The organism is Paenochrobactrum sp. BZR 201-1 (assembly GCF_044987585.2).
In the GTDB taxonomy this organism is placed as follows: domain Bacteria; phylum Pseudomonadota; class Alphaproteobacteria; order Rhizobiales; family Rhizobiaceae; genus Paenochrobactrum; species Paenochrobactrum pullorum.
In genome coordinates this window covers 119,293-138,623 of the sequence record NZ_JBJDRZ020000005.1, presented here as the reverse complement: position 1 = coordinate 138,623, position 19,331 = coordinate 119,293, and the positions used below count along the sequence as shown (strand labels likewise).

At 49.2% G+C, this 19,331-nt stretch carries 16 protein-coding genes; 10 read left to right on the top strand and 6 right to left on the bottom strand.

Going from position 1 to position 19,331, the window contains the following annotated elements; all coding sequences use genetic code 11:
• Positions 1-91: 91 nt before the first annotated feature.
• Together ACI0FR_RS03375 and ACI0FR_RS03370 are read left to right on the top strand one after the other, a co-directional pair.
• Positions 92-970 (top strand): sulfite exporter TauE/SafE family protein, encoded by an 879-nt coding sequence (locus ACI0FR_RS03375; RefSeq protein WP_404906674.1) that lies wholly within the window; start codon positions 92-94, stop codon positions 968-970.
• Between the two features lie 2 nt (positions 971-972).
• Complete coding sequence (locus tag ACI0FR_RS03370) at positions 973-1,803, top strand: TIGR02186 family protein (protein ID WP_374829357.1); 831 nt, start codon at positions 973-975, stop codon at positions 1,801-1,803.
• Position 1,804: 1 nt separating this feature from the next.
• Here ACI0FR_RS03370 and ACI0FR_RS03365 read toward each other — a convergent pair whose 3' ends face one another.
• Positions 1,805-3,628, bottom strand: coding sequence for a GumC family protein (locus ACI0FR_RS03365; RefSeq protein WP_404906571.1), 1,824 nt, complete (start codon positions 3,626-3,628; stop codon positions 1,805-1,807).
• A gap of 217 nt (positions 3,629-3,845) precedes the next feature.
• Between ACI0FR_RS03365 and ACI0FR_RS03360 the strand changes: the two genes are divergently transcribed.
• Positions 3,846-5,096, top strand: coding sequence for a lipopolysaccharide biosynthesis protein (locus tag ACI0FR_RS03360; protein WP_404906572.1), 1,251 nt, complete (start codon positions 3,846-3,848; stop codon positions 5,094-5,096).
• Here ACI0FR_RS03360 and ACI0FR_RS03355 read toward each other — a convergent pair.
• From ACI0FR_RS03355 to ACI0FR_RS03345, 3 genes are read right to left on the bottom strand one after another with little or no spacing between them, the layout of a single operon-like run.
• A complete protein-coding gene (locus tag ACI0FR_RS03355; protein WP_404906574.1) occupies positions 5,093-5,956 on the bottom strand; it encodes a DUF6492 family protein in 864 nt (287 codons plus the stop codon). The two genes, ACI0FR_RS03360 and ACI0FR_RS03355, sit on opposite strands and share 4 nt — an antisense overlap.
• A 1-nt stretch (position 5,957) precedes the next feature.
• Entirely contained in the window at positions 5,958-6,707 is a 750-nt protein-coding gene (locus ACI0FR_RS03350) for a WecB/TagA/CpsF family glycosyltransferase (protein WP_404906575.1), read from the bottom strand.
• A gap of 23 nt (positions 6,708-6,730) precedes the next feature.
• Positions 6,731-7,894 (bottom strand): glycosyltransferase family 4 protein, encoded by a 1,164-nt coding sequence (locus ACI0FR_RS03345; RefSeq protein ID WP_404906675.1) that lies wholly within the window; start codon positions 7,892-7,894, stop codon positions 6,731-6,733.
• A gap of 214 nt (positions 7,895-8,108) precedes the next feature.
• Between ACI0FR_RS03345 and ACI0FR_RS03340 the strand changes: the two genes are divergently transcribed.
• Positions 8,109-9,101, top strand: a complete 993-nt coding sequence (locus ACI0FR_RS03340) for a glycosyltransferase family 2 protein (protein WP_404906676.1) — start codon at positions 8,109-8,111, stop codon at positions 9,099-9,101.
• Complete coding sequence (locus ACI0FR_RS03335; RefSeq protein ID WP_404906576.1) at positions 9,070-10,383, top strand: O-antigen ligase family protein; 1,314 nt, start codon at positions 9,070-9,072, stop codon at positions 10,381-10,383. The genes ACI0FR_RS03340 and ACI0FR_RS03335 overlap by 32 nt, the downstream gene beginning before the upstream one ends.
• Here ACI0FR_RS03335 and ACI0FR_RS03330 read toward each other — a convergent pair.
• Positions 10,380-10,964 carry an IMPACT family protein gene (locus tag ACI0FR_RS03330; protein WP_404906577.1) on the bottom strand — a complete coding sequence of 195 codons (585 nt, stop codon included), beginning with the start codon at positions 10,962-10,964 and terminating at the stop codon, positions 10,380-10,382. The two genes, ACI0FR_RS03335 and ACI0FR_RS03330, sit on opposite strands and share 4 nt — an antisense overlap.
• 195 nt (positions 10,965-11,159) lie before the next feature.
• Between ACI0FR_RS03330 and ACI0FR_RS03325 the strand changes: the two genes are divergently transcribed.
• From ACI0FR_RS03325 to ACI0FR_RS03305, 5 genes are all read left to right on the top strand, one after another.
• Positions 11,160-12,458: an amidohydrolase family protein gene (locus ACI0FR_RS03325; protein WP_404906578.1), complete on the top strand. Its 1,299-nt coding sequence runs from the start codon at positions 11,160-11,162 to the stop codon at positions 12,456-12,458.
• A 181-nt stretch (positions 12,459-12,639) separates the two neighbouring features.
• The gene (locus tag ACI0FR_RS03320; RefSeq protein ID WP_374829343.1) at positions 12,640-13,629 is read left to right on the top strand and encodes a BMP family protein; all 990 of its coding nucleotides are present in this window, start codon (positions 12,640-12,642) and stop codon (positions 13,627-13,629) included.
• Between the two features lie 114 nt (positions 13,630-13,743).
• Positions 13,744-15,297 carry an ABC transporter ATP-binding protein gene (locus ACI0FR_RS03315; protein ID WP_374829341.1) on the top strand — a complete coding sequence of 518 codons (1,554 nt, stop codon included), beginning with the start codon at positions 13,744-13,746 and terminating at the stop codon, positions 15,295-15,297.
• A complete protein-coding gene (locus ACI0FR_RS03310; protein ID WP_374829339.1) occupies positions 15,297-16,340 on the top strand; it encodes an ABC transporter permease in 1,044 nt (347 codons plus the stop codon). The genes ACI0FR_RS03315 and ACI0FR_RS03310 overlap by 1 nt, the downstream gene beginning before the upstream one ends.
• Positions 16,337-17,281, top strand: a complete 945-nt coding sequence (locus ACI0FR_RS03305; protein WP_404906579.1) for an ABC transporter permease — start codon at positions 16,337-16,339, stop codon at positions 17,279-17,281. The genes ACI0FR_RS03310 and ACI0FR_RS03305 overlap by 4 nt, the downstream gene beginning before the upstream one ends.
• 75 nt (positions 17,282-17,356) lie before the next feature.
• Here ACI0FR_RS03305 and typA read toward each other — a convergent pair whose 3' ends face one another.
• On the bottom strand, positions 17,357-19,180 hold the full coding sequence (typA, locus tag ACI0FR_RS03300; RefSeq protein ID WP_404906580.1) for a translational GTPase TypA: 1,824 nt from the start codon (positions 19,178-19,180) through the stop codon (positions 17,357-17,359).
• Positions 19,181-19,331 lie beyond the last annotated feature (151 nt).

Sequence of the window (19,331 nt, the reverse complement as noted above, 5' to 3'; positions counted from 1 at the left end):
GCGCGAGCCGTAAAACGTAGCTGTCATTGCGCCAAAAAAACCGGAAGCGGAATTGGGTATTTATCTTCCCATTGCGGAATTGTCGGTCAACATGTTCGTTTTATTGGGCATGGGGGCGGCGGTCGGTTTTTTGTCAGGGCTGTTCGGGGTCGGCGGCGGCTTTCTGATCACGCCTTTACTCATCTTCTACAATATTCCGCCAGCTATTGCCGTTGCAACCGGTGCCAATCAGGTGATTGCCTCCTCCGTCTCAGGTGCTTTGGTGCATTTCAAACGGCGAACGCTCGATATTAAGCTCGGCACTTTACTGGTGATGGGCGGCCTCGTCGGCTCGCTGCTTGGTATTTATGTTTTTTCATGGCTGCGTGAACTGGGTCAGCTCGATCTGATCGTATCCATTCTTTATGTGTTTTTTCTCGGTACTGTCGGCGGTCTGATGCTGGTGGAAAGCTGGAAGACCCTGCGCCGCAACAAATCAGGGTCAGCACCGGTCAGAAAATCCGGACACCATAACTGGATCCACAAATTACCGTTCAAGATGCGTTTCCGCGCCTCGATGATCTATGTCAGCATTATTCCGGTGCTCGGCATCGGTTTTTTCATCGGTCTTTTATCATCCGTGATGGGGGTCGGCGGCGGCTTCATCATGGTGCCAGCATTGATCTATATACTACGCGTGCCCACCAATGTGGTGGTCGGAACATCTTTGTTCCAAATCACTTTCGTTACCGCTTTCACCACCGTCATGCAGGCAACCACCAACCAGTCGGTCGATATTGTACTGGCCTTTTTGCTGATGGTGGGCGGGGTGATCGGCGCGCAATATGGCGCAAGAGCAGGACAGAAATTACGCGGTGAACAATTGCGCCTGCTACTGGCTTTGATGGTGCTGGCCGTGGCGCTGCGTCTTGGCTATGATCTTTTCATCCGGCCGGACAATCTGTTTTCCATCTCCATTGTGGATTCATAATCATGCAGTGGCGGCTCTCTCATCTCATTCCATATGCAGCACTTATATCGGGCTTAGCCGCAATCCCGACCCATGCCGTTGAGCCGGAAACAGCATTAAACCTGCCACACCTGCAGACACCTGCCTCGGAAACAATCGAGATCGGTCTTTCTACCGAAACAATTTCGATTACCTCCAATTTCGGCGGTGCCAATCTGACCATTTTCGGTGCACTCGATAATGCTGATCCGCTTATTCAGCGACAAGGTCGTTATGACATTATCGTCGTGCTGCAAGGACCTTCACGCGATCTGGTTGTACGCAAAAAAGAACGCCATCTCGGTGTTTGGATCAATGCTGCATCCGAAACCTTTTTAGGTGTACCGCTCTCCTATTCGCTGGCTTCAACGCGTAATTTACAGGATATAACCGACCCCAAAACTTATCGCCAACTCTCGGTTGGTACCAATAATTTTTACATGGCACCGGAAGACCCCAACAGTCTTTCCGGCAATATTCCTATTTTCAGCGATGAATTGCGTGCGATTAAAACCCGCCAAGGGCTTTATACCCAGCGTATTGGCGGCGTGGAATTTATCTCACGTACCCTGTTTCGTGCCACCCTTGCACTACCGGCCAATGTGCCGGTAGGACGCCATAAAGCGCGCGCTTTGTTATTCCGCAACGGCGTGTTTTTACGTGAAGCCAATGCCGGATTGGAAATTGTCAAAGCCGGTTTTGAGCAAAGTGTTTATGAGGCCGCGCATAAGCATAGCCTCTGGTATGGTTTATTTGCTGTTTTTCTCGCAATGTTTACCGGCTGGTTCGGCCGTGTCCTGTTTAAAAAAGACTAAATCAGGCATCCGGATTCTCAGCACGTCTCCAACGTTGCATGCGTGGCCAGAAACCATGCAGCAATGCCAAGCCTACCCCTGCCATCAGCCCCAGGATCAAGCCCGCAATGACGATCATTTTGCGCTTTGGCGCAGAAGCGACCAATGGCGGACGTGCTTCCGTGATCACCCGTACATTGGAGCTGTTGAGGCTTTCTTGTTCATTGGTCTCGCGTGAGCGCATCAAAAAGGATTCATAAATGCTGCGATGTGCCTCGGCTTCGCGTTCCAGTTCGCGTAGTTTCACTCGTTCCGCATTACTGCCGGCATGTTGCACTTTCATCTGTGCCAGCCGCGCGCCCAATTCCTGCTGCTGCTGCTCGGAGCGCTTCTGCTCAACCTGCAATGACGAACGTACACGGCCCAGCTCGGCATTAATTTCACGTCGCGCGCCAGCCACCTGCGACTGTGCCTGTATCAATTGCGGATGCTTAGGCCCCAAGGTCATCGCCAGACCATCAGCAGTTGAGCGGGCCGTTGCATATTGTCCGCGCAAGAGTGTCAAAGTGTTGGATTGCAGTTCTTCAGGTAAAACTCCAGACAAAACACTATCCGGCGTTGCTTCACTCAAAACTTTGGCACGCGCGTTCAAACGCACAGTTTCAGCGCGCTGCGTCGAAAGCTGTTCATTCAACCGTGCCAGATCATCATCACTTATCGAGCGTCCTTGCAGATCAATCAGATCATGCTCTGCACGAAATTTATCAACGGCATTTTCTGCTTTCTGAACGGCCAATTTCAAATCAGCCAGACGTTTGGACAAATCTTCCGAGGTGCGGCGCGCTGCATTTTGTTGCAGTGAACTTAGCTCGTCTTGAAAAACACGGCTGATTGTATTGGCAAGATTTGCAGATTTGACCGGATTTTGCGTCTTAACACCGATTGTAAAAATAAATGTCTTGGCATCACGTTCCAAAATCAAGCTTTTGGCAAGATTTTGCAAAACCTGTGTTTCCATAATTGCCGGATCGACCGGTTCTTTGGAAGAAAACTTTCCCCGAATATCTTTAATAATATTGGCCAAAGGTCCAACGGGGGCGGCATTGCCGTTAAATTCAGGATCAGCCATTAGGTCTGTATCCTTGATCACTTTCAGCAAAACGCTGCTGGAGCCGATCAGCCGTACCTGACTTTCAGCAATAGCAAGGGTTGCATCGGTGGGCAATTGACCGGGTGTCAATTCACGCTCCACCACTTTAATGTCACGCGGATCGACCAGCAAATCCGTATAGGCTGTATAAATATTAGGCAATGACAGCGCATAAAGAATAGCAACAACACCACCAATGGCAGTGCTGGCGACCAAAATCTTCTTTGAGTTTTCAAGAATATTAAAGACCAGACGCGGATCAATCAGTGGCTTCCAGCCTTTATTGCCGCCATTTTGACCATGAGCTTCACTCTCGGCCAACATAGCAAGGCTATCTTCCAGCTGACGCTGCTGAAAATTATCGAAACCACGATCAATGTCTTGCTTGATTTCAACAAGTTTTCGCTGGATTTCAGCCATTTCGTCACTGACGACAATGGAAGCAGGTTCGGATACGGCCGCAGATATATTTTCCGCTTTTGCAGCAGAAGTTGTATTCTCGCGCGATCGACCAACTACAGGCGGCACCCATGGCGGCACGACAAATTCATGCGGTTCACGAATATTGGATTGATCATCGGGTTGCGAATTCTGCGCTGTGGCAGACAAATCAGCGTCTACACGCAATGAACGGCGCGCATAAGACAAGAGCGGCTTTGCGGCTCTGTCGTCATGTCTGCCTTTCTCATCCGTCATTTCACCACCCTGATTTTCCCGACACAATTGGTCCAGCAAGTGCTGGATTTGCGACAACAATAAATTTTTATGGAAAATAAATCGTTAACATCATTCTGAATTCAAAAGATTATTGCGTTTATTTACTCAAACCAACCTGATTTTAAACTTTAGGTCTTAGTTTCCTTCTTGTGTAAACAAAAATAGTGGCGGACAGGCTTTGAAATTGAACTTGCCCATGCAAAAACTAACCAAAACCCTCTCACCTGAAGTGATGCGGGGTTATATTGCGCTGATTAGCGGCTCACTGGGGCGGCTGGTCGTATCGCTTATTTATTTCATTGCACTCGCCAATTCGCTTTCGCTTGCCGATTTTGGTCTTTTTGCCACCGCATCAGCTGCTGGGGTCGTCTTATCCCGTCTTGTGGCGCTCGGATTTAACTCGCCGCTTTATCGTATTGCTACCGTCAAGCCGCATTTGCTTGGCACTTATACCGCCGGATATCTTCTTTCCATCCTTGCTTCGTTACCGCTTTTTGCATTGGCAGCAGCAATCGCATATCTGATTTTTTTCAAAGACAATGTCGCTTTTTGGCCATTTGCCATCATCATTATTGCAGAAGCACTTGTCTGGCGCTCGGCCGAAATTATCATCATCGTCAATAATGGTTTGGGGCGCTTCGGCCGGGGTTCATTTTTAACCATCGCAGGAACCGCAGCCCGCTCGCTGGCCGCCTTTCTCTTTGCCTTTACCAGCACAAAGGATATCTCCCATTGGGCATGGTGGTATTTAGGCGCCAATTTGTTTTCTCTCTTTCTGGCACTGCAATTTTACCCGAAAGTGCGGCTTCGTTTACGGCCTAAGCTTTATGCAAGACGGATCGCGGATTCGCTGTCTGTCACAGCTGCCGAGTTCTTGTTCTACTTGCAAAATGAATTCGACAAGCTTCTGGTATTGAGTTTTGGTGGCCCGACCATTGCCGGTATCTATGCCATTATCATGCGTTTAGTGGATTTAACTGCCGTACCGATCCGCTCATTCAACTTGATGCTGGTGCAAAAACTGATGCGCACACCCGATATGCTGGCATCGACAAAGATCAAAATCACAATAGAAGGCGCGATTTTTATAATTTCCACGACAGCCTTAGCAGGATTGGCGATCATTTTATATGTCTTCCCCAATGCTTTGGGTCGCAATGTCGCGCCGGTTGCCAGCTTAGTACCACTTGTTTTGCTGGTGCCGGGTTTGCGTAATCTGATTGAATATCAAAATGAATTGCTTTATGCGCGCGGCCAATCAGGCTTACGCGCCATCAATTTAAGCATAACAACAATGATCAAAGCACTGTTCATCTGGATTTTATTACAAAATACCCAGAACGACAATAACTGGATTATCTGGCTTAATGCCGGGTTCCTAGGACTTTATCTGTTCTCAGCCTGCTTTACTTATTGGCACATCAAGAAGCCTGCCAACAGAGTTTAAATCCCGACCAGCCCTCTAACGGTATTCGTATCCAAATTCATGAAAGACTGTAATCCAACAGCAACCTGATCGGGACGCAGATCTTTCATGAAGGCATCCAGCTTCAATTGATCCGGCGCAGGTCCATTCCAATATATATGGCACAAGCTCCAATCAACATGGAAATGCCCACGTCCCTGCTCAATCCCATCAACATATTGACCATATAAAATACATTCTGAAAAATTGCGCATTTGTCCAAGCACTTTGAGCCAAGAGCGGCCATTTTTCATTTCAATACGGCGGCACATCGCCAGAACAGTGTCTCTGCGCCACGATACGCATGTCGTAATATAATCGTGGTGGCCGTATTGCTGAACAGCCAATATTTTTGCGGCATTCTCACTCCAAAGCTGATGCTCTGGCGACGGCGGATTATGCATTGCTCCATCAAGGCGGAAAAAGCGAATATTATCCCCGCGCCATAACTGGTCAGCAGAAAATGCGCGTAAAAATGCTACATCCGAATCGACGAACAGAAATCCATCCACATCCACATTTTCAGCAATCGCAATGCGGCGCAATTGCTGAATATGCCAGCCATAGAGCGGTTTTATAAAAGGCGATATCCATGCCTGCCTTTTACCTAAAGTCACAGGATCGGGAATTGGCAACAGCCAACGCGGCAGCAAATCACGCTCATCAACAATAATACGGCGCGGCCCTTCCAGTTGCTTGAACAATGCAACATCACGGTGGGCGACAAGAATATAATGCGCCTCAAATCCGGTTACATAATGATCGAGTGTCTCGCACAACAAGCGGCAACGATCAAAATCCTTATCATAACTGGCCGTTATCAGTGCTGTTCGTTTGGCCATGTTACTTTTTCCTAGCCCATAAACGATATTTAAGCAGATGCCATAAAAACAACGGATTGCCGACGAGATAACGGCGCCACAGACGCTGTGGTTCTTGCAACAGCCGGTAAACCCATTCCATTCTGGTTTTACGTATCCACTCTGGTGCCCGTTTGACACCGCCTGCCTGGAAATCAAATAAAGCACCAACACCAAAAACAGCAGTGCAGTGCTCGCCCGTAATTTTATGACTGATGAATATCTCCTGGCGCGGGACCCCCATGGCCACCAACAAAATATGTGGCCTGAATTGTGCCAGTTTTTCCAATATTACCGGCTCCTCAAGACTGGTGAAGAAACCGTGGCTGATAACCTGCAGATCGTGCTGTGGTGTTTGTTTCTTAAACTTTGCACAAGCAAGTGCTACTTCATCGGGCTTTGCACCCCAAAGCCCTACGCGCAATGGTTCTTTGATTGAAGCCAACAAAGCCGGAACAAAATCCGTGCCGTTGAGATTATCGGGAAATGAACTGCCGTGCAAAATACGCGAGGCGATATCAACACCAATGCCATCAGGCAAAATCAAAAAACTCCGAAGCGCTTGGCGGTAATCGACATCGGCTTGTGCCACATTGGCGCAATGCGCATTCAACCATGCAACACGGGTAAAAATACCATCATGAATATTTTGTGCAACAAGCTCCAAGGCCGGTTTCCATTTTAAAGCAACCACCTCAATGCCTAAAATATCGCGCTGCGGAACGTTCTTCATCAGTATTCTTTTCTGTTGACCGCTCACAATACTACAAGACCCTGTTTCATTGCCTGATCCATTCCTGCCAGCTGTTGCTGATAAAATGTTTGGCCGTCAATGCGACCGCGCTCGCCATTGCGTGCCCGTGCAACCTGCGCTTCCAAGGCCGCCGCGAATGCTACAGGTTCATCGGTTAAAACACAATTTTCAGGAATTTTGGCAATGCCGCGCACAGAATGATGTGTTGCCACACAAGGCATGCCAAGTTCGAATGTTTCAATCGTTTTCAATTGCACACCGGTTCCAGCCACACTGATAAGCGGAATTACGGCCGCACTCTCGACAAATGACACCGCATCGGGAATGCGCCCCAAAAACTCAACATCACGCCATGCATCAATCAAATCAGTCGGCGCACTGCCAGCGATTGCGATCTTAATATCCGGCTTGAGCAGTGGTTTAACTTCCCGCAAAAACCACTCAAGACCTATGCGGTTTGGCTGCCATGTCCATGTACCGATCAAAGCCAGATCATATTGCAAATCACGTGTAACAGGTTCAGGCGGGTGATCCGTTGTCACCAAAGGTAAGGTGGAAAATTTTGAAGGCTCAAGCCCCAGCATTCCCCCGTCTTCATCCGCCAATGTAAAAACAAACTTGGCCTGATCGCACAAACGTTTTTCGAGCTTTTCCAACAAGCGGGCTTCACGTTTGAACAATATATTTTGGATAAAATCCTTAACGCTTGCCGCATTTTCTGCAGCAGAGTAATGCTCCACATTATGGGCTATAAAAATCGATGGCTTATCTTTAAAATGATGCTCAAATGCGCCGGCAAGCGCAACACCGTTAAGAATATAAGCATCAAATTCACCTGCGGATACGATGGCTTTTTGCAAATTCTGATCAGAGGTTACGCGCAATTTGACCGATGAAACTGTCAAACCAGTGCAAACAGCTTGCAAAATCCACTTAATCTTTTGTGTGAAACCGGCATCTTGAGTGCGAACATCAACCTCGCCCAACAAAATTGTATTATCCGGCATAGAAGGTACCCGGCCCGGCCAATTGAAACCTAAAATGGTAATTTGGCAGCCTGCACGTTGCAAACCATTAATGATCGCAGCATTCGCCACTTCATAACCGGTCATGCTACCGTAACTGGGTACAAGTGAAGTAATGAATAACAATCGCAGTGGTTGCACTATTTTCGCCCTAATCAAATATGTCGCTTCGTTCATAGCCTCTTTTTCATAAAGACTTACTTAAAACCATCTTTGCGCACTGTGATAAATTAAAAGAATTTTGGAAATAAACTACCTGGCAATCATTTCCGGGTTATCAAGCAGCTAAACACATTCTATCGTTAAAAACCGTTCCAGTTTATCGGTATGCTTTTAAAAGGGTTTTAATAAAATGTTGCCAGCAATACCGGAGCATATCAACATATTTTTGATCAGTGCAGACATTGATCGTCAATCTGTCGATACGGTTATCACCGTGCCGACATTTCGCCGTCCGGATCATGTCATTAAAACACTGAAATCCCTAAGCGAACAGATTACCAACCGTAATTTTGCAATTATTCTGGTTGAAAATGAAGCTGAAGCCCATGAAGGTGCAACTGCAGCCGCCCCTTTATTTTTGAACGGCGAATGTAACGGCATGATCATTATAGAAAGTGCACGCGGAAATTGTAATGCTTATAATGCAGCATGGCTGACTGCTTTACATTACTTCCCCAATTTTCGGCAACTCATCGTTATTGACGATGACGAGATTGCAGCAAATGACTGGCTTGAAACAATGTGTACAGCCAAAGAGCGTTATCAAGCTGATCTCATTGGCGGCCCGCAGATTCCGGTTTTTGAAAATGATGGTCTTAATCACTGGGCCAAACATCCGGTCTTTTCACCGCCTTACCATTCAAGCGGCAAGGTGCCGGTGTTATACTCTTCCGGCAATTTGCTGGTCTCACGCGCCGTGCTTGATAAAATGCCATTTCCTTTTCTGGATCTGGCATTCAATTTTACCGGAGGCGGTGATTCCGACTTTATCAGCCGTAGTCTTGTCGCAGGCTTTACCACCGCATGGTCGGCGGAAGCGAAAGTTTTTGAAACCATCCCTTCACGCCGGCTTGAAGGTGATTGGATCAGAGACAGAGGCTTGCGCAATGGTATGCTTTCAACACAAATTGAACAGCGTAAACGTGGGAAAGAGTCTTTTGCAAATCTAAAAGTTTTCTTAAGGAGTGCAGCTATTTTAGGTGTCTCGCCGGTTAAAGCACTGATCAAAGGCATGAAGTCCAAATCAGCCAGGATCGGTCTTTATTATATTCACGTCGGCCTTGGCCGGGTTGCAGCTCATTTCGGATATAATCATGAACAATACCGCAATCCGGAAAAGAACTGAGCCGCTTACAGCGCCAGCAACACAATATTCCCGCCGCAATATAGCTATTGCGGTCAGCACAATCATATTCTCTATTCTGCTTATTTCCTTCAGACCCTTTTCAGGCCGACTGGAAGCCCAAGAAGGCGGAGATATCGTCAATCAGCTAGGCTTTAGTGCCTTAGGTGTATTTTCAGTTTTATCGCTGTTCACATTGGCAAAACCGCATTTTTTACGTCAATTATTAAACCCTTTCTGGTTATTGATGTGCGGTTTTCTGATTATATCAGCTTTTGCGGCTCCGGATCTCCCATCCGCTCTGCGTGCAGTAATCTTTACATTAATCGGCATGATTTGCATGTTTTCAATCATCGGATTGTTGCAAGATGCAGACGGGTTTTCCAAATCGATCACCATAGTTTCCAGTTTGGTGCTTGTGGTGTCTTATATAGGTGTTATTATTTTACCGGATTTAGCCACTCATGGTTATGATGTGGTCGAACCGCAAAATTCTTATCTGTGGCGTGGGGTTTTCACACATAAGAATATTGCAGGGCCTGTAATGGCGGCCTTTGCTTTTGCCGGTATTTACCTGATGCGTCGCAAAATGGTCTTACGCGGCTTGATCATCATGATAGCATCGACATTTTTCGTTGCACAAACCGGTTCCAAAACCACAACCGCTCTCGTACCGTTAACAGTGCTTGTTGTCATTTTTCCCGGTCTATTTAACTGGCGTTGGATGACCGTTCTGACCACACTCATAATCAATATTGTTTTCTCAACACTGACAATCGGAACAGTTATATTCGACCCCTTACGGAAATTTGTTGAAAGCCTCTCAATAGATGCGACCTTTACCGGACGCACTTCCATCTGGTCTTTCGCACTGGATAAACTCCACCAGCATCCGTGGGCAGGATTTGGGTTTGAGAGTTTTTGGAATTCGCCAGTCAGCAAGCAAGCTGCCAATCCTTATTATTTGGATTGGGATGTACGCTCTATCGTGCATGGTCATAACGGCTATCTGGATATTGCCATGACAATGGGAATTCCGGCACTGATATGCCTTATAACAGTTATTATTATTTTGCCGCTTCGTGATTTTTCACGCTGCCTGAAAATCCGCGAAAATATTCTACTTGCTGATTTTTTCGTTATGATCATGTTTTTTTGCACACTCAATGCCCATCTGGAAAGCTTCTTCTTCAGAAGAATTGATCCGGCATGGCTTATTTTGATGTTGTCAGCTTTCGGCTTGCGTTTGTGCGCACGGATAGAAATCCCCACCCATGACCGTTAGTCCTGCTTGATCACAGCCTGCCCGCGGGTTAGATCACGCACCATATCCAGTAAAGTGTCCGCCTGATCTTCCGGCAGCGCATAATACATCTCCACACCATCGCTTAGAAAAGCCGCATCGCGCAATTGCGCATGGAGAACGCTGCCAAGACGTGCTTTCAACAAAGCATGATCGGAAAAACCACAACGAATATTCACAAGACGAAGCGGGATAACTTCCTGCTTTTCAGCGGCACGCAAACATAAAGCAGCCGTGCCGCCATAAGCACGGATCAAACCACCGCTGCCAAGCAAAATGCCGCCGAACCAGCGGGTCACCACCACCACGACATTATCCAGTTCCAGCCCGTCAATCGCTTGTAAAATCGGTTTACCTGCCGTGCCGCTCGGTTCGCCATCATCATTGAAACGGTAATTTTGCCCCATCCGCCATGCAAAGCAATTATGGTTGGCACCTGCTTGACTATTCGTTTGCAGAAAGGCTTTTGCCTCTTCTTCATTCGCAACAGGTGCAGCGACCGCCAGAAACCGGCTCTTCTTAATATCCTGTTCAAATGTCTCTAAGCGCGTGATGGTGAACATATGTTTTGTATTTTTTGTAAATAAACCCGATAATCATCTGAATGAGCGGGCAAGATTTAACAAAGTCTGATTGCCCGCAGTGATTTTAATCTGTAAATCGATTAGAAATTTTGTCAGCCGCTGCTTGGCATATTGTCCATAATCCGGCTGGCCGCAAGTCGCACCACGTTAATTTATCATCTAAGAGGTATATCCATGTTTGATCTGATCGTCAGAAATGCCAATCTTCCCGATGGTCGCGAAAAGCAGGATATATTGGTTAAAGACGGCAAAATTGCCGATGTACTGCCATCCCACCAAGCAACTGACGCCAAAGCAACACAAGAAATTGATGCCCAAGATCAACTGGTAACACCACCTTTTGTTGATCCGCATTTCCATATGGATGCAACCTTGTCACTTGGCCTGCCGCGCATGAATACCTCCGGCACTTTGCTGGAAGGCATTGCGCTTTGGGGTGAATTGAAGCCGATGCTGACCCGTGAAGCGATGGTGGAACGAGCACTTCGCTATTGTGATCTGGCCGTCAGCCAAGGGCTTCTTGCCATCCGCAGCCATGTGGATGTGAGTGATCCGCGTTTGCTGACCGCAGAAGCGATGATTGAAGTGCGCGAGAAAGTAGCGCCTTATATCGACCTGCAATTGGTCGCCTTTCCGCAAGATGGTTATTATCGCTCGCCGGGTGCCGTTGATCTCGTCAACCGCTCGCTTGATATGGGCTTGGATGTCGTTGGCGGTATTCCGCATTTCGAGCGCACCATGGCGGATGGTGCTGCATCGCTTGAAGCGCTTTGCCGTATTGCGGCCGAGCGTGGATTACCGGTTGATATCCACTGCGATGAAAGTGATGATCCGATGTCGCGCCATGTGGAAACATTGGCCGCCGAAACCATGCGTTTTGGCTTGCAGGGCCGCGTTTCCGGCTCGCACCTGACATCGATGCATTCGATGGATAATTATTATGTTTCGAAGCTCATTCCGCTAATAGCGGAAGCGCAAATGAATGCTATTCCGAACCCTTTGATCAACATCACGCTCCAAGGCCGTGCCGACACCTATCCGAAACGTCGTGGCATGACCCGTGTGCCGGAACTGATGGCCGCAGGCATCAATGTTTCCTTCGGCCATGATTGCGTGATGGATCCTTGGTATTCAATGGGTTCAGGCGATATGCTGGAAGTGGGTCATATGGCGCTGCATGTGGCGCAGATGACTTCTATTGAGGGCAAACAGCAGATTTTTGATGCCATCACCGTTAATTCGGCCAAAACTTTGGGCTTGAAAGATTATGGTCTTGCCAAGGGCTGCAATGCAGATTTCGTCGTGTTGCAAGCGCGCGACACGCTGGAAGCCCTGCGCCTCAAAGCCAACCGTCTGATCGTTGTCCGTCGTGGTAAAATTCTGGCAGAAACTGCACCACGCATTACCAATTTGAAGCTTGATGGCCGCCCTGCAACTGTCGATGCTGCATCTTACGCACCGGTTAAATCTTGACCAAAAGATAAAAAGCTTGAAAGTGGCGCGATTTCAAGGATGATAGAGTGGTGGATTGCTGCAAAAGACAACAACCATCACCTTGACACATTCTGGCTTCGTCCGGCACAGCTGCACCAATTTGTTTTTATTCCATTCGAAGCGCTTTTTTTGTGTCAAGCACAAACCAGAGGGGTTTTTTATGTCCAGTTTCCCGAAATTCAACCGTCGCAGTCTTCTGACACTGACCGCAGCTTTGGCTGCCAGCGCTTGCGTCTCACCTTTTGCCTTTGCGCAGGAGAAACTCAAAGTTGCAGGTCTCCACGCCTCACCCGTTGAAAATGCCTGGAACTCCCGCGTGCATGAAGCACTGATTCAGGCCGATAAAGACGGCAAAATCGAATATATCTTTTCCGAAGGTATTTCGGCGAGTGACTATCCGCGCGCCATGCGTGAATATGCCGAACAGGGCATCAAGCTGATCGTTGGTGAATCCTATGCTGTCGAGCGTGAAGCACGCGAAGTGGCCGCCGATTACCCGCAGACAAACTTCGTGATGGGCTCTTCCGGCCAGCCGCAGGGCGAGAATTTCGGCGTTGTCGGCACATGGAATTTTGAAGGTGCATATCTTGCCGGTATGCTGGCTGGTGAAATGAGCAAGTCTGGCATTTTCGGCTCCGTTGGTGCTGTGCCAATTCCTGAAATTAATATGCTGATCAATGCGTTTCAGGATGGCGTCAAAGAAACCCGCCCTGATGCAAAATTCCTCGTTACCTTCATGGGCACCTTCTTTGACCCGCCAAAGGCACGTGAAGCAGGTCTTGCACAAATTGACGGCGGCGCAGATATTTTGTTTGGTGAACGTATCGGCACGGCAGATGCCGCTAAAGAGCGTGGCATCAAAGCCATTGGTTCGCTGACCAGCTACACCGAACGCTATCCGGATACAGTTTTTGCCAATTCCGTCTGGAATTATGGCCCGATCCTCGCAGCAGCTGTGGCTGATGTGCAGGCAGGCAAGCAGACCGGCAAAGACTACACGCCTTATTCGATGATGAAAGAAGGCGGCAATGACATTGAATATGTCAAAGGTGTAGCTCCTGCTTCGGCTGAAGAAAAGATGGAAGCGCGCCGCGCCGAAATCAAAGCCGGTACTTTTGAGCTGAAGCTCAATGCGGATGAGCCTAAATAAGCGACAACGCTTAGACTTCCATTAAAACTCTGCACGGATTATTCCGTGCAGAGTAGATTTTTCAGTACAATCCGGCCTTAACCTGCCGGTCTTTGAAGGCGCGAGGCTGCACGCATGAACACACCTGTCCTGCAACTCGAAAATATCACCAAGCGTTTCGGCACATTGACCGCCAATGATAATGTGTCACTGCATTTGGACAAAGGTGAAGTTCTGGCATTTCTGGGCGAGAATGGTGCCGGTAAAACAACCTTGATGAATATTCTCTTCGGCCATTATGTGCCCGATGAGGGTCGTGTTTTCATCAAAGGCGAAGCCCTGCCGTTAGGGCGCACACGCGCTGCCATCAATGCCGGTGTCGGCATGGTGCATCAGCATTTTACCCTCGCGCCTAATCTCACCGTTTTAGAAAATATTATGACAGGCACGCAAAGCCTGTTCCGGTTGCACTCCGACACAGCTTCGGCGCGCGCCAAGATCAATTCAATCGCCACCCGTTTCGGCCTGATTGTTGATCCGGATGCACGTCTTGGTGATTTGTCGGTGGGCGAACAACAGCGCGTCGAGATTTTAAAAGCGCTTTATAATGATGCCGATATCCTCATTTTAGACGAGCCGACAGCGGTTTTAACCACCCAGGAAGCCGAAACGCTTTTTGCCACATTGAAAGAGATGGCACGCCAAGGTCTGTCGCTGATTTTCATCTCGCATAAATTGCATGAGGTTATGTCTGCCGCTGATCGCATCGTTGTATTGCGCGGCGGTAAACTAGTGGCAGAGCGTAAAGTTGAAGACACCTCAAAGGCGGAACTGGCCGAATTGATGGTCGGGCGACGTGTGGCAAGACCTGTGCGTGATGCTTCCACACCTAAGCAAGTGGTGCTAGCGGCACAAGATTTGAGCGTCGTTGAAAATAAGATCACCCGTCTCGATCAGATTAATTTTGAACTGCGCGCAGGTGAAACACTCGGTATTATCGGCGTTTCCGGCAATGGACAAGCAAGCCTTGGCCGTCTCGTCTCCGGCCTTGTCAAACCATCAAGCGGCGTCTTTTCGATGTTCGGCAATGTCGTTGAAATCTACGATCCACGCCGTTTTGTCTCGCTTGGTCTTGGTCGCATCCCTGAAGACCGCAACGCGGAAGGTGCAGTTGGTGATCTGACGATTTGGGAAAATGCTGTGCTTGAGCGCCTGCATGAGCCGGAATTTTCCAAGGCTGGTCTCGTCAAAGCACAAGAAGCACGGCGTTTTGCGCAAAGCATCATTGACGATTTCGATGTGCGCGGCGGCACGCCCGACACCCGCATCCGTCTGCTTTCGGGCGGCAATATGCAAAAGCTGATTTTAGGCCGCAATCTGGAGCGCACACCACGCATTTTAATTGCCGCGCAACCCACGCGCGGACTTGATGAAGGCGCTGTCGCTGCCGTTCATGCCCGTATTTTGGAAGCGCGCCGTGCTGGTGCCGGTGTATTGCTGATCTCCGAAGATCTGGATGAAACCTTAAGTCTTGCCGACCGCGTACAGGCCATTGTCAAAGGCCGCCTTTCGCCCGCCATTAATGCCGATGAAGCAGACGCACAAAAACTGGGGCTGATGATGGCCGGAGAGTGGAGTGTGAAACCTGAGAGCGGCACGAACTTGAAAACAAATGAAGGGCTTAACTGATGCGCATCGAACGTCGTGAACAAAGGCCGATGCTGCTGGTTGCCACTGCACCGCTTTTGGCCGTTATCTCTGCTTTTATATTGGCTGGTTTGCTGATTGCTGCCGCCGGCGCGCCGGTTTTGGAAGCCTTCCGTCAGATCGCCATTGGCGCTTTCGGCAGTAAATTGTCGATCTCCGAAACATTAACCCGCACCACGCCGTTGATTTTAACCGGCCTTGCGGCTGCTGTCGCCTTCCGCTCCAAATTGTGGAATATCGGCGCTGAAGGCCAGTTTTATATGGGTGCGCTGCTGGCGGTTGCTGTCGGCTCGCAATTGAGCCTGCCATCAGCAATTTTCATTCCGCTGCTGCTCATTGCCGGCGCGGTTGCCGGTATGGTCTGGCTGCTGGTGCCATTGGGCTTGCGGCTGCGTTTCGGTGTTGATGAAGTGGTCACTACGCTTTTGTTGAACTTCGTCGCCGTGTTAATTGTCTCGATGATGATCGAAGGCCCGATGAAAGACCCTATGGCCTTCGGCTGGCCGCAATCAGAGCCGGTGCCAAGCAATGCCATGCTGCCACGCATCATGACTGGTATGCGTCTCCATGTCGGGCTTTTGATTGCCATCGCCTTAGCCATCATCATCGCTTATGTACAAAAGCGCACTGTTTTCGGGCTTGAATCAAAAGCAGCTGGCCTTAATCCCGCAGCAGCCGTTTTTGCCGGTGTGCCTTTGGCCAAAACGCTGATTAAAGTTGCCTGCATTTCCGGTGGTTTAGCCGGTCTTGCCGGCGCCATTCAGGTGATGGGCGTTAAAGGCTATGTCACCACCGATCTGTCACCCGGCTTTGGTTATTCCGGCATCATTGTCGCGATGCTTGCCAATCTTAATCCGATTGGTGCAATCTTTGCCGCACTTTTTGCTGCTGCTATGTTTGTGGGTGCTGACGGCATGAGCCGCGCCATCGGTATTCCAAGTTTCATTGCCGATGTGACGGTTGCACTTTCGCTGCTGACCATGCTGGTCGCCCTTTTCTTCACTCAGTACAGGATCACACGATGACGGAAATTTTCGACATCCTCGTTTCCGCCGGTCTATGGGCTTCTGTCCTGCGTATCGCGACGCCATTGATTTTCGGAACCTTAGGTGCGCTTTTTTGCGAGCGTGCCGGTGTGCTCAATCTCGGTATTGAAGGTATCATGACCTTTGGTGCGATGATCGGTTGGCTCGCCGTATTTAATGGCGCGGATTTATGGACTGGCGTGTTGGTGGCAGCGCTGTCCGGCGCGCTCTTTGGCCTCCTTCACGCGTCGCTCACTGTACCGCTCGGCCTCTCCCAACATGTGGTTGGCCTTGGCATTACGCTTTTTGCCTCAAGCTTGAGTTATTTTCTGTTCCGCTTGCTGGTGCCGGTTTCGTCAAGCCCGCCATCAGTCACACCGTTTCAGCCGCTGCAATTGCCGATCCTTAAAGACATTCCGTTTTTAGGCGAAGTTTTTGCGGTGCAAACAGCCCTCACCTATCTAGCCATTCCACTGGCCTTGCTGCTTGCCTATGTGCTGTTTCGTACACCTTTAGGCCTTGCCATCCGCATGACCGGTGAAAACCCGCATGCGGCCGAAGCGCAAGGTATCAACCCGATCCGTGTGCGTATTTTCTCGATCATGTTCGGCAGTGCATTGATGGCTGTGGGTGGTGCATTCCTGACGCTCTCCGCCTTCAACAGCTTTTTCCCGACCATGATGCAGGGACGCGGCTGGGTTTGCATTGCTTTGGTGGTCTTTTCCTCATGGAAGCCCGTACGCGCGCTTGTCGGCGCTTTGCTATTCGCGCTCTTTGATGCGTTTCAGCTGCGCTTGCAGACCGTCTATGGCAAGATGATCCCTTATCAGCTGTTCCTGATGATCCCATATATCATGTCGATTGTAGCGCTTGTTGTGATGGCACGTCGTGCGCGTGTGCCGCAGGCTCTGATGCAGCCATATCGGCGCGGCGAAAGATAAGCACCGTCGATAAAAATTGAACAAACAAAAACGGCGCCCTTTTGAGGCGCCGTTTTTTTAATAGACTTTATGTGATTAGTTACCGCTTGAACGGCTCTTTTCAAAGCGCTTGCGTTCATTCGGGTCCAGATAAAGCTTACGCAGACGAATGGATTTTGGTGTTACTTCCACCAATTCATCATCCTGAATCCAAGAAAGAGCGCGTTCCAAAGTCATGCGGATTGGCGGGGTCAGCTTTACAGCTTCATCCTTACCAGATGCACGAACGTTGGTGAGCTTCTTGCCCTTCAGCACGTTCACTTCCAGATCATTATCGCGGGTGTGAATACCGACCAACATACCGGCATAAACTTTTGAACCCGCATCAATGATCATCGGACCACGATCTTCAAGGTTGAAGAGTGCGTAAGCAACCGCTTCACCCTGATCGTTGGAGATCAGCACACCATTGTTACGACCTGAGATTTCGCCCTTATACGGCTCGTAATCATGGAACAAACGGTTCATGATTGCAGTACCGCGTGTATCGGTGAGAAGTTCGGACTGGTAACCGATCAGACCACGGGTTGGTGCGTGGAATACCAAACGAACGCGATCACCACCGGATGGACGCAGTTCAATCATTTCAGCTTTGCGCTCAGACATTTTCTGAACGACAACGCCGGAATGCTCTTCATCCACGTCGATCACAACTTCTTCGACAGGCTCAAGCTTTTCGCCGTTTTCACCTTCGCGCATAACAACACGCGGACGGGAAACACCAAGCTCGAAACCTTCACGGCGCATGTTTTCAATGAGAACTGCAAGCTGCAATTCACCACGGCCTGACACGAAGAAAGAATCTTTTTCACCGGATTCTTCAATGCTCAGCGCAACACTGCCTTCAGCTTCTTTCATCAAGCGGTCGCGGATCATACGGCTGGTAACTTTGTCACCTTCCGTACCAGCCAGCGGGCTGTCATTGACGATGAAGGACATGGTCACGGTTGGCGGATCAATCGGCTGTGCCTGCAAAGCTTCAGTCACGGACGGATCACAGAATGTGTCTGCAACAGTACCTTTTGAAAGACCGGCAATAGCGACGATATCACCTGCGGATGCTTCTTCAACCGGCTGGCGCTCGATACCACGGAATGCCAGCACGCGAGAGACACGGCCGTTTTCCAGCAAAGTTCCGTCCTGAGACAGAACCTTAACGCTCTGGTTCGGCTTGACTGTGCCGGATGCAATACGACCAGTGATGATACGACCCAAGAACGGATCGGCTTCCAGAATGGTACCGATCATGCGGAACGGACCTGGCTCGACTTTAGGTGCCGGAACATGTTCCAAGACCAGATCAAACAATGGTGCCAGACCCTGATCTTTAGGACCTTCTGGGTTTGCAGCCATCCAACCGTTACGGCCTGAACCATAAAGGATCGGGAAGTCGAGCTGTTCGTCAGTTGCATCCAAAGCTGCAAAGAGATCGAAAACTTCGTCGACAACCTCTTCATGACGGCCATCAGGACGGTCAATTTTGTTAATAGCAACGATTGGCTTCAAGCCAACTTTCAGCGCCTTGCCGACGACGAATTTCGTCTGCGGCATCGGGCCTTCAGCGGAGTCAACCAGAACGATAACACCATCAACCATACTCAAGATACGCTCAACCTCACCACCGAAGTCGGCGTGGCCCGGCGTATCGACGATGTTGATGCGTGTATTTTTCCAAATCACCGAAGTGGCTTTGGCAAGAATGGTGATGCCGCGTTCGCGTTCGATATCGCCGGAGTCCATCATACGTTCAGCAACGCGTTGATTGTCGCGGAATGAGCCGCCTTGCTTCAGCAGCTCGTCCACCAACGTGGTTTTGCCATGATCGACGTGAGCGATAATAGCGATATTGCGCAATTCCATAGGAGATCACTTCTATTATGGGGTTTAGGGCGGCACTAAAGAGCACGGCCATGTAATGACGCGCTCTTTACATGTTTTTTTGCATTTTTAAAAGGGGCAGCGCAGATTAAAGCAATTTCAAGTAGCAAATAGACCGAAAAATGCTTTAATC

What these genes read in the sequence shown, in the direction of transcription:
- ACI0FR_RS03375 (WP_404906674.1), top strand. Translation starts at nt 92, where the DNA reads ATGTTCGTTTTATTGGGCATGGGGGCGGCGGTCGGTTTTTTGTCAGGG.
- ACI0FR_RS03370 (WP_374829357.1), top strand. Translation starts at nt 973, where the DNA reads ATGCAGTGGCGGCTCTCTCATCTCATTCCATATGCAGCACTTATATCG.
- ACI0FR_RS03365 (WP_404906571.1), bottom strand. Translation starts at nt 3,628, where the DNA reads ATGACGGATGAGAAAGGCAGACATGACGACAGAGCCGCAAAGCCGCTC.
- ACI0FR_RS03360 (WP_404906572.1), top strand. Translation starts at nt 3,846, where the DNA reads ATGCAAAAACTAACCAAAACCCTCTCACCTGAAGTGATGCGGGGTTAT.
- ACI0FR_RS03355 (WP_404906574.1), bottom strand. Translation starts at nt 5,956, where the DNA reads ATGGCCAAACGAACAGCACTGATAACGGCCAGTTATGATAAGGATTTT.
- ACI0FR_RS03350 (WP_404906575.1), bottom strand. Translation starts at nt 6,707, where the DNA reads ATGAAGAACGTTCCGCAGCGCGATATTTTAGGCATTGAGGTGGTTGCT.
- ACI0FR_RS03335 (WP_404906576.1), top strand. Translation starts at nt 9,070, where the DNA reads ATGAACAATACCGCAATCCGGAAAAGAACTGAGCCGCTTACAGCGCCA.
- ACI0FR_RS03330 (WP_404906577.1), bottom strand. Translation starts at nt 10,964, where the DNA reads ATGTTCACCATCACGCGCTTAGAGACATTTGAACAGGATATTAAGAAG.
- ACI0FR_RS03325 (WP_404906578.1), top strand. Translation starts at nt 11,160, where the DNA reads ATGTTTGATCTGATCGTCAGAAATGCCAATCTTCCCGATGGTCGCGAA.
- ACI0FR_RS03320 (WP_374829343.1), top strand. Translation starts at nt 12,640, where the DNA reads ATGTCCAGTTTCCCGAAATTCAACCGTCGCAGTCTTCTGACACTGACC.
- ACI0FR_RS03315 (WP_374829341.1), top strand. Translation starts at nt 13,744, where the DNA reads ATGAACACACCTGTCCTGCAACTCGAAAATATCACCAAGCGTTTCGGC.
- ACI0FR_RS03310 (WP_374829339.1), top strand. Translation starts at nt 15,297, where the DNA reads ATGCGCATCGAACGTCGTGAACAAAGGCCGATGCTGCTGGTTGCCACT.
- ACI0FR_RS03305 (WP_404906579.1), top strand. Translation starts at nt 16,337, where the DNA reads ATGACGGAAATTTTCGACATCCTCGTTTCCGCCGGTCTATGGGCTTCT.
- typA (WP_404906580.1), bottom strand. Translation starts at nt 19,180, where the DNA reads ATGGAATTGCGCAATATCGCTATTATCGCTCACGTCGATCATGGCAAA.